Origin of the sequence: Arthrobacter sp. OV608 (assembly GCA_900110595.1) — a bacterium.
In the GTDB taxonomy this organism is placed as follows: Bacteria; Actinomycetota; Actinomycetes; order Actinomycetales; family Micrococcaceae; genus Arthrobacter.
The window spans coordinates 326,874-340,122 of the sequence record FOEZ01000003.1; the positions used below are offsets into that span (position 1 = coordinate 326,874).

The window sequence follows — 13,249 nt, forward strand, 5'->3', positions numbered from 1 at the left end:
ATGTCAGGGGAGCGGCTGCCGTTCGCGGGCACTGACGGAGGACGACGGCGGAACGTAATCCCGCCGTCGTCCTTCCAAACGTTGCTGCTGACCCGGCGACCGAATCCTGGGGAACTCCTAGCCCTCGCGGTCAATCTGCAGGTAGCTCAGTCCGCTGAGGTCGAGCCAGAACTGGGTGGGAGTCTCCACCAGGCGCAACAGGACGCCCCCGCAGGAACTGCAGCGAACCACGATGCCTGGAGCGTCAGCGTAGACCTTTGCCTCCGCGAAAGCCCGGACCGCGCCGCAGTGCTTGCACCGTCCGATCGCCGCGACGATATCGAAGCGGAACACTTCCCACAGGGGGCCTGCCGCCGCGTTGCCATCGAGATGGGGTATCGGGTTGTGCTCAAAACCGGCGATGTCCCGGTCCTCAGGGCCCGGGTTCTCAGCTCCGGGGAAAGCGTGTTTGCCGGTCACCGGGTTCCTCCCGTCCCGCCGAAGCGTTCGGTCTTGATCGAGGCGGCGGGATAGCCTGCCTGGACCAGCCATTCTGCGACCGTTTCGACGAACACAGTCTGGCCACAAATGAAGATGTCCGGTGCAGGGTCCGCCGGCAGGATACTCGCCAGGAGCACCTCCGCCGTGAGCCGTTGAGGAGCGGCCGGCCAGCCCGGTGGCGCTTCGCGTGTGTAGACGTAGTCGACGGTCAATTTACGGGATTCCCGGCTCAAGGTGAGCAGCTCCTCGCGGTAGAACCCCGCCCTGGGTGACTTGAGCGAATACAGCAGCCGGAACTGGGACGGGTTTTCCGAGGCCTCATGCGCCCGGATCATGGACATCAGCGGCACGATGCCGGATCCGCCCGCGATCAGCTGCACCGGGTTCGTGTCCGTCGGACGCCAGACGAACCAGCCGCCCACAGGGCCACGGATCTCCAGCTGGTCACCGATGGCAACATCCCTGACCAGATAGGGGGAAACTTCACCGTCAGGCAATTCGTCAACAGTGATCTCCAACAGCTCATCCATGCCGGCCGTAGCGACCGAGTAGGAGCGGACCGCCGAATAACCGTCGTCCGCCGTAAGCCGGATATCGATGTGCTGTCCGGCAAGGTTGCCCATCAGACCGTCAACCCGCAAACCGATGGTTCTGGACGTTTCCGATTCGGGCACGCCGCTGACCACTTCGGCGACGCGCCAGAGCCCCGTCATGGGTGCGGCCTCATGAATACCGCTCTTCACGCCACGGGTCCCCATGGACGTGGTACCCGTTGGATTCCCAGAAGCCCGGGATATCGGCCGGCGTCAGTTCAAGGCCGTTGACCCACTTTGCACTCTTCCAGAAGTACAAGTGCGGCACGAGCAGCCGGGCGGGTCCGCCGTGGGCGCGCTCCAACGGCTCACCGTCGAATTCCCACACCACCCAGGACCGGCCGCCCAGGAGATCCGGCAGCGGAACATTGGTGGTGTAGCCGCCGTAAGAGTGGGCCGTCGTGTACCCGCAGCTCGTTTCCACATCCTCGAACAACGTGTCCAGGGAGACTCCCCGCCACGTGGTGCCCAGCTTGGACCAGCTGGTCACGCAATGGATGTCAGTCGGGACGTCCACCTGCGGGAGGTCCATAAACGCCTCCCACGACCAGGCGTGCCGCCGACCGGCTTCAGTGGTGATGAAGAATTCCCAGTCATTCTGGGGGATGTGCGGTGCAGGTCCGGCGCTCAGGACCGGAAAACTCGCCGTCTCGTACTGGCCTGGAGGTAAGGCTGGATTGCCGGAGGGCCGCTTTCCATGAAAGCCGGACGAAATGATGCCCATCATGCACCTCCAGTGCGGAGCTTCCGGTCGACGGTGATCGGTTCCCCAACGATAGGGCAAGCGCACAGCAAGGTCTAGGGACCGTTTGTGGTTGTGGGTGGGGAAAGGAATCCTGCTGGGTCCATGAGGTTTCTCACGGAGCCGGTGCTCGCGGCGATAAAATTGCTGTAGGGGGAGACCGAACTCCTCAAGGAAGAACACATGAAACCGATCCGTCAGAGCATTGAAGTAGCCCGTCGGCCTGAGGACGTGTTCTCCTACGCCACCGACTTTGCCAGGTTCCCCGAATGGCAGGTGGGTGCAGTCACGGCAAGCCCCATCAGTGATTCTCCCGCCGGACCTGGTGCGCGGGCTGCCGTCACCCGAAGAGTTGGCCCAGGACGGTTCGCGAGGACCGAGGTGATCAGCCGGTATCATCCGCCGCGCACCTGGACGGTCGAGGGCGTGGGCGGACCACTCACAGCTCATGCCCACGGCACGATCGAACCTGCGGGGGACGGCGCCGAATCGCGGGTCACCATTGATGTGGACTTTGAAGGACATGGCATAGGCAGGTTCCTCATTCCCAGCGTGGCCCGGTTCGCGGCCAGGAGACAGCTCCCGAGGAACCTTCAGAACCTCAAGCGGGTTCTCGAACAACTCCGGTAACGGGCCTTGCCACGTGCAAGTACGACGGCGGCACTCGCCCCGGATGGCGGCTGCGGGACATGAGGGTCTTTCCCCCTATCCAGCATGTGCCCGTGCGCGGAAGATGACCGTATGAAAAAACTCGTGCTGGCCGGTCTCACCGCTCTTGTTATGGTTGTTGGCGCCCTGCTGGGCGCAGTCGTCCCGGGCAATGCCGCCCCAAGCCCCTCGATCACGGCGGGGCAGATCCTCGTAAAGTTCCGCGACAGCGGCGCGGCCCCGGGAGTCCTCCGCCCGCACGGGCTCAGTGACGGGCCCGGCGTCGGCAGTACTGGCGCGCACCTCATCACGGTGCCGGCGGGTAAGGAGCTGCAGCTCGTTGCGGCACTCAGCCGGAACCCGGCGGTTGAGTATGCGGAACCGGATTTTGTGGTCACTCCGGCCACTAACGACACCTACTTCCCGAGCCAGTACGCCCTGGAAAACACTGCCCAACCGTTCACGAACACCGCGGGCACGGTGACTGTTGCCAAGGGCACAGCTGACGCGGATGTGGACGCCGTCGAAGCTTGGGACGTCACGAAGGGCGGCGTGACCAAAGTTGCTGTCCTCGATTCCGGCGTCGCCACCGACAACCCGGACATCAACCCGAAGGTGGTTGCACGGGCCAACTTCACCACGTCGAGAAACAATGAGGACAACTACGGCCACGGCACGCATGTCGCCGGCATCGTCGCTGCCGTCGCCGAGAACGGCATCGGCGTTGCCGGTGTGTGCCGGGACTGCACCATCCTGGCTGGAAAAATCCTCAGCGACACGGGGATGGGATCCAGCGCAGGACTGGCGAACGGCATCAACTGGGCAGTCCAGAATGGTGCGCGGGTCATCAACATGAGCTTGGTCGTTGGGGCGTCAACCACCCTGGAAACTGCGGTGAACAACGCTTGGAATGCTGGCGTGTTGCTCGTTGCTGCAGCCGGCAACGGTGGAAACACCAGCATGAATTACCCCGCCGCCTACCCCAACGTCATTGCCGTGGGGGCAACCGACAACAACGACAAGAAGGCATCGTTTTCCACGTATGGCACCTGGGTGGACGTCGCAGCGCCAGGGGTCAGCGTCTACTCCACCTTCCCCAACCACAAATTTGTCCTTGCCAGGGAGTACAACCGTTCCCAGGGTTATGACATCGGCAGCGGGACGTCCATGTCGTCACCGATTGTCGCTGCCGTTGCCGCGCTCGCCTGGAGTGCCAACCCCGGCGCAAGCAATTGGACAGTCCGCGCCAAGGTCGAAGCGAGCACAAACACCATTGAGGGCATCGGGACTTTTTGGAGCCATGGCCGGGTGAACGCAGACCTCGCCGTCCATTGGTGAGAAGGCACGCTCTGTTACAGTCGGGCACCATGACGCAACTTAGACCCGATGCCGCCGCTAAGGTCGGCTTCCTCCACACCGCGGAGGTCCACGTGGCGACATTCGACGCCCTCTCGCGCAAGCATCTGCCGTCCGCCTCCACGGTCCACCGCGTGGATCCCGAAGCCCTGGAACTTGCCCGGCAGGACGGGATGGCGGAGAGGGTACGTGCCGTCGTCGCAGCCCATCTGGCGGAACTTCGGGATGCCGGATGCGGAATCATCTTGTGCACCTGCTCCACTCTGGGCGAGGTAGCGGAGGAGCTGTCGGGTGACGGACTGGCCGTTATCCGGATCGACCGGCCGATGCTTCGCCGGGCCGTGACCCTCGGCCCACGCATCGGAGTCCTCGTGGCTCTCACGAGCACCATCGAGCCAACCACCCGTGTCCTCGCCGAGGAGGCCGCGGACGCGGAAACTGACATCACTGTTGAGGTCAGCGTGGTGGAGGGTGCGTGGGATGCCTTCCTGGCCGGAGACGCGGAGGCCTACCACTCATGTATCGCCCAGGCGGCGCGTATGCTCGCAGGCCGCTGCGACGTCGTGGTCCTCGCCCAGGCGAGCATGGAACCTGCCGCCGCCCTGCTGGCCGGCCTCGAAACACCTTTCCTCACCAGCCCCCGCTCGGCCGTCGAAGCCGTCGCGGCGGTACAACGTGGCTTCAAGAATGACCCGGCAGACCACCTGCCCAGGGAAGCGGCTGCCATTCGCCGGCACTGAGTAGGACGACGGCGGCACGCAGTCCCGCCGTCGTCGTTCCATCCGTTGCTGCTGGCCCGGGAGCGGAATCCTGGCTACCGGCCTTCCTCCGAGTGGCTCGGGGTCTGCTGCTGGCTGCTGGTCCACTTCGCGTGTTCCTGGGAGATCAGGCCCTCGATCCGCTCTGCCAGCTGCTGGTGCCGGTCCGCACGCAGGTACGGCCCTGCCTTGGCAAGGTACAGGTAGCGTTCGTGTTTGAGGGCCTCGGCGGTGGAACGGTAGGTGATCCAGCGCTCCTGGAATTGGTAGAGGTGCTGGGCGCCCTCCAGGACCACGATGACGGCGGCCAGTGCGCCGGTCACCAGGACAGGGCTGCGTATGCCGGCCACCACCGGCAGCACCGCGGCCACCGCGAGTTCCAGCAGCTTGAGCCATTTGTAGTGGCGTTGGTTGTCCGCGCTCTTGCGGTCATACCAGCTGATCTGGTCCTCCAGCCGGTCCCATGTGGGATCCTCAGCGGCGGGAGTGCGCACGGCTGTGATGGGTCGTGCCGGATCCGATTCCTCCTCGCGGCGTGCCATGGGCTTTCCCTTCCCTTGAAGTCAGCTACTCGGCAAGGACAAAGAACACCTGCCACTTATCGGGGCAGAAGCGGTCCCCGGTCAGCACGTAGCAGGGCCACATCTCCCAGCTGCCGGCGCTGGTAATCAGGACCCTGCCCTGGGCGGTGAGGGTTTCTCCGGGCTCAAGGGCTTTTCCTTCGTTCATGTCCTCGGCATCGTGGTGTTCCCCTTCCGCATCCCGGGCTCCAACAAACGTGTACTCCAGTTGCAGGGGCTGGTCCGTGGTGTTGGTCAAGGCGTAGCTCACCGTGATGGTGTCGCCGACGCGGGGAGGATCGGGATCCCGCCGGCTGGCCGCCTGCAGCTCAGTCAGCTCGATCCCGTCTTCGCTCGTGACGGGGGAGGAGTCGACGTCGATTCCGCCGCCTCCCTGGACGGGCGCCTGCCGGTCAACAGAGTTGGCATTTGGCGAGGTCCTCGTCTGGAGATTGGCGACCAGCAGGACCACCAGCAGGATTACGACGGCGGCGGCCGCCCCGCCCAGAAGAAGCATCCGCTTGGAGAGGGGCCGGCGGCGCGATGTTTCGGTGCTGCCATTTTGCTGGGCGCGGAGGGGCGCGCGGTCCGGTGCAGGGGCTGGAGGAGGTGCTGCCGCCGCCGGGATCCCGCCGTCGTCCTGGGTTCTCCGCACCTCGGCAAGAGTGGTGTCCAGGACCTTGAAGAGCCGGCTGGTGTCGAACTCGAAGCGGGCCGGGCTGAATTCCAGGGCCTGCCGGCGCACCAGCCTGACCAGGCTCTCGGGCAATTCATCGGCGCGCGGCATCCTGGCCGTGTCCACCAGGATGGGGATGACCCTGACGTTCCGGGTCAGGGCAGCCTGGACCTCAAGGCGTACAAAGTCGTCAGGGTCGTCAAGCCGGCGCCGGCCATGCTCGTCAGCGATGGTCAGCCACTCATCGCCGATCAGCACGAGCACCACGTCGCAGGAGCCCACGGCCCTGGTGATTGACTCAACAAAGTCGTCGCCCAGCTGGATCGAGTCCACGTCCTTGAAGACCTGGCCGCCGCCGTAACGGTCCGCGAGCCGATCGTAGAGCCAGCCGGCCGGGTAGGCGGTCTCTTCCCGCCGGTAACTGATGAAGATCCGGCCCGTTGCGTTCGGGAGAGAACTAGTCATTGCCCACGACCTTCTGCGACCGAGCCCAGACCCTGCGGGCATTACACCCCCGGAGGCGTTACTGGCGCGTTACTGCCGAGGGGAACGGGTCTGCCGGCGAAACAGGTAGTTCCAGCCGAAAAGAACAGGTACCGGCCACGGTGACCGTGGGTTTGCCTGGTGTCTAGACTCCGGCTCAAGCCGTTATGTCGTCCACGGTAGAGGGGTCGCCTGCGGCATCCGTTGGTTTCGACGCAAAGCTGCGCCGAAACGATTTCCGGCCGTCAACGACGGCAGGTGATCTTCCGAAGGCCGCAGGATCGCGCCACAACAGGATTCGCTCTCAACAGGGGGAAACGTGATGCAGCTACTCAGCACATTGTCCAGGGGACACCAGGGTCCATCTTCGGGCCAAGTCGTTAGAGCACTGGGGCCGGGGAAACGCCTGTTTGCCATGCGTTCGTCCGCTGCCCGCCTTCGCGGCCGGCGTGCGGCCATCACGGGTATGATCCTGGCGGCCCTCATGCCGGTTGGCAATATCCCTGCAACCGCTGCGGCCACGGTGGCTTCCACGATCCCGGTCGGGACAAGCCCCAGGAATGTTGCGTTCGCCCCGGACGGGTCCAAAGCCTACGTCACCAACTGGGAAGCCAGCACGGTGTCGGTCATTGATGTCGGGTCGGGCACGGTGGCTTCCACGATCCCGGTCGGGCCGTCTCCGATCGGTGTCGCGGTGGCCCCAGACGGGTCGGTTGCCTACGTCACCAGCGCCAGTTCCGACACGGTGTCGGTCATCGATGTGGCCTCCAGCACGATGACCTCCTCGATCCCGGTCGGGGCGACTCCGATCGCCGTTGCGTTCGCCCCGGACGGGTCGAGGGCCTACGTCACCAGTGGCAGCAGCAGTTCTGGCACCGTGTCGGTCATCGATGTGGCCTCCAGCACGATGACCTCCTCGATCCCGGTGGGGCCGCTTCCGAACGCCGTTGCGTTCACCCCGGACGGGTCGAAGGCCTACGTCACCAACGGGCAGGATTCCAACCAGGTGTCAGTCATCAATGTCGCCAAGGGCAAGATGACTTCCACCATCCCGGTCGGGTCGTCTCCGACAGGCGTTGCTTTCACCCCGGACGGGTCCACAGCCTACGTCGCCAACAACGAGGGCGACACAGTTTCGGTCATCAATGTAGCCAGGGGCAAGATGACTTCCACCATCCCGGTCGGGTGGGCCCCGGACAGTGTTGCGATTGTCCCGGACGGGTCGACAGCCTACGTCACGAACTCCGGTTCGGACACGGTGTCGGTCATCGATGTGGGGTCGCGCATGGTGACCTCGACAATCTCTGTCGGGACGCACCCTACCGGTGTTGCGGTCGCCCCGGGCGGGTCGACTGTCTACGTCGTTAACACCTTTTCCAACACGGTGTCGGTCGTCACCGCGGACGCACCGCCGGTGTTCACCGCGGCCACACCGCCCACAAAAGCGAACACGGGTGCAGCCTACAGCTACACGTTCGCCGCCACGGGTGCCCCGGCCCCGACCTTCCGGGTGTCCTCCGGTGCACTGCCTGCAGGGCTCAGCCTGGACACCACCACGGGAGTCCTGTCCGGAACCCCGACCAAGGCCGGCAAGTTCACGTTCAGGGTGACCGCCACCAACGGGGCCAGCCCAGACGCGGTCACGGGCCGCATCACGATCACCGTGGCCAAGGCGACGGTCCGCTGAGAATGACCCGCGTGGACGCGTCGGCAGAGCACCTGCCTAGGGAAGCGGCTGCCGTTCACCGACGCTGACGGAGGACGACGGCGGAACGTAGTCACGCCGTCGTCGTTCCAACCGTTGCTGCTGGGCCGGCGACGGAATCCTGGCACGCTTGGCGCGGTTGCACCGGGCGCACGCGGCGACGAAGTTCTGCAGGCTGGTGGAACCGCCCTTGGACCACGGATAGAAGTGGTCGCCGTGCTCGGCCGGGCGGCCACAGCGCCTCCCGAAGTCGGCTTCCAGCTCGCACAAGCCACCGGCGCGGGCCATCCCCTCGCGGCGCTGCTGGCGGGTGAAACGGCGGACCGGGTCGCGGCGTCGAACGTCCCGGTTCGTCATCACGGCCGCGACAATGCCGAGCACGACGGCGGCCACGCCGGGGAGAGTGACCGCGGCGACGACGCCATCGAACAGGCCGCGCAGAACCCCGGCGGCGGAGGAGGGCCCTGCTCCGGCAGCCGGGGTTACCTTCGCCATGAGCGCTGACATCAACGCGACAGCAAACCAGATCATCACCGCCGAGTAGGCCAGGCGAAGGCCTTGCCGTGTCCAATAGATGCGGCCCAGTTCCTGCATCAATTCCCCCATTTACGTTGCGCCGGAAGACCATGGCCCCGGATGTCCAGGGAAATCGTATAGTCCGGCCGCAGGCTGCTGCCCCAGGTTTAGCTCAGCTTTTGCTCAGGTTCCGGGCCCCGTTTGCAAGCCCGGCCTGGATATGCGGCATCCCCTCGGGCAGCCTCGCCCGCCGGTAAGCCCTAGCTGGCTGAAGCGGCTGGAGCACGCGCGGGGCTGGTGCGGGAATAAGGGACCGGGGCCGCCCTGTTGCTCTCCGGTGTGAAGAACATCGGATTTTTGTCCTTTGGTCATTGGACTGACCACCCCCAGTCCGGCACGCGGAGTGCATCGGACGCGCTGCTGCAGGCGATCGACCTTGCAGTCGCAGCAGAGGAACTGGGTGCGGACGGCGCCTACTTCCGCGTACACCACTTTGCGCAGCAATACGCGTCCCCCTTCCCGTTGCTTGCCGCGATCGGGGCACGGACAAACCGCATTGAGATCGGTACCGGCGTGATCGACATGCGCTATGAGAACCCGCTCTACATGGCCGAGGACGCGGGCGCGGCCGACCTGATCTCAGGTGGCCGGCTTCAGCTGGGCATCAGCAGGGGTTCACCCGAACAGGTGGTCGACGGGTGGCGCCACTTCGGCTTCGTCCCCGCCGAGGGCGAGTCGGATGCGGACATGGGCCGCAGGCACACCGAGCGTCTGCTTGAGGTGCTCACCGGCGAGGGGTTCGCGCAACCGAGCCCGCGCCCGATGTTCCCGAACCCTCCGGGCCTGCTGCGCATCGAGCCTCACTCCGAGGGTTTGCGCGACCGCATCTGGTGGGGTTCGGGCTCCAACGCCACGGCCGTCTGGGCGGCCAAGCTCGGCATGAACCTGCAAAGCTCCACGCTCAAGGACGACGAGAGCGGCAAGCCGTTCCACGTCCAGCAGGCCGAGCAGATCGAGCTCTACCGGCAGGCGTGGACGGAAGCAGGGCACCAGCGGGAGCCGCGCGTTTCGGTCAGCCGCAGCATCTTCGCACTGACCGACGAGCGCGACTGGCAATACTTCGGCCGCGACCGCTACAGCTCAGACCAGGTAGGCAACATTGACGAGAAAACGCGTGCGGTTTTTGGCCGGTCCTACGCGGGTGCCCCGGACGAGCTGGCCGCCAAGCTGGCCGAAGACGAGGCAATCGCCGCGGCAGACACCCTGCTGCTCACGGTCCCGAACCAGCTGGGCGTTGACTACAACGCGCATGTTATCGAGTCGATCCTGAAGGATGTGGCCCCGCAGCTCGGCTGGCGCTGATCGCGCCTGCCGACCTTATCTGTCCGGTAAGAGGTTGGCCGCCAAGGTCCTGGCCATGAACGTCCCGAAGCGCTCCGCACTCCAGCCGCGCTTGATGGCCAGGGTCTCGTAGAGCTCGGCCGAGGTGCACATGAAGAAGACGTCGGCCACCTCCTCCACGGTCAGGCCCGGCCGCAGGAATCCCCTTCCGAGCACCTGGCGCGCGTTGTGCAGCATGCGTTGGTACCGCTCGTCGTCCACGTCACGCAGGAGCCCGACCATATCCTGGTCCCCGCTCGCCGCGGCGTCCCTGATGAGGAGGTAGACGGGCGAGCCCAGCGGGCTGATCTCTGCGATGAACCGGCCGAACTGCTCCATGAGTTCGCGGGGATCGGTGGCTGTGGCCTGCGCCCGGTCCGACCGCTCTTCCGCCGGCGGGCCCCCGGCTCCCAGCAGGCTTTGCTCGAAGATGGCACGAACCAGCCCGGGCTTCCCGCCGAACCCCTTGTAGATAAATTCCTTAGAGACGCCGGCGGCGTGGGCGATGGCGGCGATGGTGGTCCGCCCGTACCCGTGGGCCAGGAACAGCGCGCGCGAGGAGGCCAGCACCCGCTTCCTGGCCTCCTCGGCCGCCTCCTGCCGGCGCCGGGCGTCGTAGCCACGGGAGCGGGGTGGCGCACCGTTGACCGCGGGTCCCATCGGGCCTAAGCTCCTTGTATCAGTTTGATACAGCTCACTGTATCAAATACTGGCTTAGCAGCCGCTCCGCCTCCCGGGACGGAGACTAAGGAGCACATCATGGACGCTTCAGGAATCGGGCGCGTCCCCGAAGGCCCGGTGCGGCGCATGGTGGCCGCGGCCAACCGCCATGACCTTGAGGCCCTGGTGTCCGAGTTCGCGGAGGACTACAGGAACACCACCCCCGTCCATCCGGCCCGCAGTTTCACGGGCTCGGCGCAGGTCCGGAAGAACTGGACGGCGCTCTTCGCCGGCCTGCCGGACCTCACCCTTACCGTCCACGACGCGGCCACCGGCCCGAACGGCAAACTCTGGATGGAATGGAGCAACCGCGGCACCCGGCCGGACGGATCCGTGCAGTGCGCCGCAGGGGTGGCCATCTTCACCCTCCGCGACGACAAAATCGGCGCGGCCCAGTTCTACCTCGAACCCGTGGATCACGACCCCGGCGACGTGAACGAAGCCGTCCGGGAGGCAGTCCAGGGGGCAGCCGGAGGTGACCGGCCATGATCCTGGTGGTCGGCGGCACGGGCCGCCTGGGCAGCGCGGTGGTTCCCCTGCTCCTGGCCGCCGGGCAACAGGTCCGCATCATGGCCCGGGGCAAGTCCCAGCCTTTCCCCCAAAAGATGGGCGACGGCGTCGAACTCCTCCGCGGGGACCTCGGCTCCGACGCAGACTGCCGGCAAGCGGTGTCCGGCTGCACAGAAGTGGTGTTCACGGCCTCGGGATTTGGGTTCAAGGATTCCAACCCGCGCGCGGTTGACCGTGACGGCGCCATCCGGCTGGTCCGCGCCGCAGCCGCCGCCGGAGTGCGGCACGTGGTGATGATGTCCATGCCCGGTGCGGCCGCTGATGGGGCCATTGATTTTCTGCGCTGCAAGGCGGTGGCGGAGGACGCGGTCCGCTCATCCGGCATGGACTGGACGGTTGTCCGGATCGGCGCGCTCCTGGAACAGCGGCTGGAGATCATGAGGGCGCCGCTTGAGTCGAAGGGCAAGCTGCCCGTGTTTGGCTCGGGGTCCGCCCCGGTGACCTATACCTCGGTCCGGGACGCGGCCGCCATCGTGGTCCGTGCCCTCCGCGACCCGGCGCTGCGGAACCGTGTCATCGAGTGGGGCTCGCAGACGCTCACTGCAAATGAGGTGGCGGAGGCTCTGCTCGCCCAGGCCGGCCACGGATCCGTTCAACGCATTCCAGCCGCCGCCATTCGGTTGTTGTCCGTGGCCGCGCGCCCGGTTTCACCGCTCCTTGCCAGGATTGCAGGGGCGGCCGTCTGGGAAGACTCGGGGGCAGCCGCGTTCCAGTTCGGGCCGGGGCGCGCAGAGTTCCCGGACATGCCCATCACCGGGCTTCAGCAGGTCCTCGAGGCGTCCGGCGCATCGGGGCGTCCGGCATAAGGAATGTCGCCGTTGGACCCCGTGTGCTTCTATGCGGCGGGAGTGCCGGCTTCCACCGACGCCCAGTGCCGCCGGAGCCCCTCTGCCAGCCGGTCGGGCTCGATCCGGTGCGGCGGATCGAAGTGGTGGCGGTGGGGAAACACCTCCAGGTGGAAGTCCGGGAAGAAAACCCTGGCCAGCCGGGCTGCAATTTCCCCGTAGTCGTCCGGATGGCTCAAGCCGCCCAGGGCGAAGAATACCGGCCGGTCGAAAGCGGCCAGCCGTGCCCTGTCCAGGTCATATTCTTTGAAGCTGCGCAGGAACTCCCTGATCCCAGCGGGCCGCTTGGCCATCCACGGCGGCGGCGGGCCGGGCGCCTGCGGCGGAAGGACGACGTCGGGCCTCACCTGCAGACGCATAAAGGCGGGCATGAACTGCTCGGGAGGAAGGGCCTCCAACTCCTGGTACTGCTTCCAGTGACGCGTGTACGCAGCGCTCCAGTCCCAGTTGCCCGCCCAGGCGGGCTCCAGCAGGGCCAGGCTTTGCAGCCTGTCGGGATGTTTGGCGGCGAACGCAAGTGCGACGGCGCCGCCACCGGAGTAGCCGACGAGGTGGAATGTTTGCCAGCCCCGTTCGTCGGCTTCGCGCTGGACGCCGTCCACCTCGGTGTCCAGGGTCCAGTCCGCAGGCGGCTCATCGGTCTTGTAGAGCTCGAGGTCTTTGGCGACGGCTTGCACCTCCGGCCCCAGGGCTTGGATCAGGGCTCTATAAGCCAAGCCCGCGGGGAGCACTGAGCCGGGAAGCAGGATGACCCGAAACGGTTCCATGGCAGTACCATACGCCCGAACTGCACAGGCACAAGGGGGGTGGAACACCACTCCTGGCTCGCCGTCGGCTGTCCCTTCGGGATGGTCATCTGCCGCCGCAAGATCAGGTGTGGTGGGCTGGACTTAGGGGCGAACGGGTGCGGCCGCTTCGTTTCCGAGCACTGTTGTCCATGGGCGGGCGGTCCACGAAGTCACAACGCCGTTGATCACGTAGGGGTCAGCCGCTGCAAAAGCTTCGGCGGCCTCGACTGGGTTCTCGCCGGTGAAGATGAGCAGCCCGGTGAAGGGACCTTCGCCAACTGCCCCGCCCAGCAGAAGCTCGCCGCGTTCGACTGCTTCCCACCCTGCCCTGAGGTGGTCCGCGCGGTATTGTTCGCGGGACTCAAGGTAGTTGTCTGCGTAGGTGTATTCGAGCACGGCGTGCAAGCGCGTCTCCATTCTGTTTGGGTG

Annotated in this window: 16 protein-coding genes; 7 read left to right on the plus strand and 9 right to left on the minus strand. The window is 65.9% G+C overall.

The window, feature by feature from the left end; translation table 11 throughout:
* Nucleotides 1-117 precede the first annotated feature (117 nt).
* From BMX78_RS06265 to BMX78_RS06275, 3 genes are read right to left on the minus strand one after another with little or no spacing between them, the layout of a single operon-like run.
* Nucleotides 118-459 (minus strand): DUF6510 family protein, encoded by a 342-nt coding sequence (locus BMX78_RS06265; protein ID WP_286138822.1) that lies wholly within the window; start codon nt 457-459, stop codon nt 118-120.
* Nucleotides 456-1,193 (minus strand): FAD-binding oxidoreductase, encoded by a 738-nt coding sequence (locus BMX78_RS06270; RefSeq protein ID WP_091417777.1) that lies wholly within the window; start codon nt 1,191-1,193, stop codon nt 456-458. Before BMX78_RS06270 ends, BMX78_RS06265 begins: the two co-directional genes overlap by 4 nt.
* A gap of 10 nt (nt 1,194-1,203) precedes the next feature.
* Nucleotides 1,204-1,797: a molybdopterin-dependent oxidoreductase gene (locus BMX78_RS06275; RefSeq protein ID WP_091417779.1), complete on the minus strand. Its 594-nt coding sequence runs from the start codon at nt 1,795-1,797 to the stop codon at nt 1,204-1,206.
* Between the two features lie 201 nt (nt 1,798-1,998).
* Between BMX78_RS06275 and BMX78_RS06280 the strand changes: the two genes are divergently transcribed.
* The 3 genes from BMX78_RS06280 (at nt 1,999) to BMX78_RS06290 (ending at nt 4,559) form a co-directional block, all read left to right on the plus strand.
* A complete protein-coding gene (locus BMX78_RS06280; RefSeq protein WP_091417782.1) occupies nt 1,999-2,445 on the plus strand; it encodes an SRPBCC family protein in 447 nt (148 codons plus the stop codon).
* Between the two features lie 111 nt (nt 2,446-2,556).
* Nucleotides 2,557-3,801: a S8 family serine peptidase gene (locus tag BMX78_RS06285; protein ID WP_091417784.1), complete on the plus strand. Its 1,245-nt coding sequence runs from the start codon at nt 2,557-2,559 to the stop codon at nt 3,799-3,801.
* A gap of 29 nt (nt 3,802-3,830) precedes the next feature.
* Nucleotides 3,831-4,559: an aspartate/glutamate racemase family protein gene (locus BMX78_RS06290; protein ID WP_211482551.1), complete on the plus strand. Its 729-nt coding sequence runs from the start codon at nt 3,831-3,833 to the stop codon at nt 4,557-4,559.
* A gap of 74 nt (nt 4,560-4,633) precedes the next feature.
* Here the strand turns inward: BMX78_RS06290 and BMX78_RS06295 are convergent, their stop codons facing one another.
* Both BMX78_RS06295 and BMX78_RS06300 read right to left on the minus strand, forming a co-directional pair.
* On the minus strand, nt 4,634-5,119 hold the full coding sequence (locus BMX78_RS06295; protein WP_091417786.1) for a DUF4231 domain-containing protein: 486 nt from the start codon (nt 5,117-5,119) through the stop codon (nt 4,634-4,636).
* Between the two features lie 25 nt (nt 5,120-5,144).
* A complete protein-coding gene (locus BMX78_RS06300; RefSeq protein WP_170850707.1) occupies nt 5,145-6,278 on the minus strand; it encodes a toll/interleukin-1 receptor domain-containing protein in 1,134 nt (377 codons plus the stop codon).
* Nucleotides 6,279-6,711: 433 nt separating this feature from the next.
* On the opposite strand from BMX78_RS06300, the gene BMX78_RS06305 reads away from it, so the two are divergent.
* Nucleotides 6,712-7,983, plus strand: a complete 1,272-nt coding sequence (locus BMX78_RS06305; RefSeq protein WP_286138823.1) for a beta-propeller fold lactonase family protein — start codon at nt 6,712-6,714, stop codon at nt 7,981-7,983.
* A gap of 36 nt (nt 7,984-8,019) precedes the next feature.
* Here BMX78_RS06305 and BMX78_RS06310 read toward each other — a convergent pair whose 3' ends face one another.
* Nucleotides 8,020-8,595, minus strand: coding sequence for an HNH endonuclease (locus BMX78_RS06310; protein WP_091417792.1), 576 nt, complete (start codon nt 8,593-8,595; stop codon nt 8,020-8,022).
* A 261-nt stretch (nt 8,596-8,856) separates the two neighbouring features.
* Between BMX78_RS06310 and BMX78_RS06315 the strand changes: the two genes are divergently transcribed.
* Nucleotides 8,857-9,879, plus strand: a complete 1,023-nt coding sequence (locus BMX78_RS06315; RefSeq protein WP_091417984.1) for an LLM class flavin-dependent oxidoreductase — start codon at nt 8,857-8,859, stop codon at nt 9,877-9,879.
* Nucleotides 9,880-9,894: 15 nt separating this feature from the next.
* On the opposite strand, the gene BMX78_RS06320 is transcribed toward BMX78_RS06315, so the two are convergent.
* Nucleotides 9,895-10,557, minus strand: a complete 663-nt coding sequence (locus BMX78_RS06320; RefSeq protein ID WP_091417794.1) for a TetR/AcrR family transcriptional regulator — start codon at nt 10,555-10,557, stop codon at nt 9,895-9,897.
* A 99-nt stretch (nt 10,558-10,656) separates the two neighbouring features.
* Here BMX78_RS06320 and BMX78_RS06325 point away from each other — a divergent pair, with 99 nt between their 5' ends.
* A complete protein-coding gene (locus BMX78_RS06325) occupies nt 10,657-11,106 on the plus strand; it encodes a nuclear transport factor 2 family protein (RefSeq protein ID WP_091417797.1) in 450 nt (149 codons plus the stop codon).
* Complete coding sequence (locus tag BMX78_RS06330) at nt 11,103-11,993, plus strand: NAD(P)H-binding protein (RefSeq protein ID WP_091417800.1); 891 nt, start codon at nt 11,103-11,105, stop codon at nt 11,991-11,993. Before BMX78_RS06325 ends, BMX78_RS06330 begins: the two co-directional genes overlap by 4 nt.
* Before the next feature lie 29 nt (nt 11,994-12,022).
* On the opposite strand, the gene BMX78_RS06335 is transcribed toward BMX78_RS06330, so the two are convergent.
* Together BMX78_RS06335 and BMX78_RS06340 are read right to left on the minus strand one after the other, a co-directional pair.
* Complete coding sequence (locus BMX78_RS06335) at nt 12,023-12,799, minus strand: alpha/beta fold hydrolase (RefSeq protein WP_091417802.1); 777 nt, start codon at nt 12,797-12,799, stop codon at nt 12,023-12,025.
* A 123-nt stretch (nt 12,800-12,922) separates the two neighbouring features.
* The gene (locus BMX78_RS06340; RefSeq protein WP_091417804.1) at nt 12,923-13,225 is read right to left on the minus strand and encodes a YciI-like protein; all 303 of its coding nucleotides are present in this window, start codon (nt 13,223-13,225) and stop codon (nt 12,923-12,925) included.
* Between the last annotated feature and the right edge of the window lie 24 nt (nt 13,226-13,249).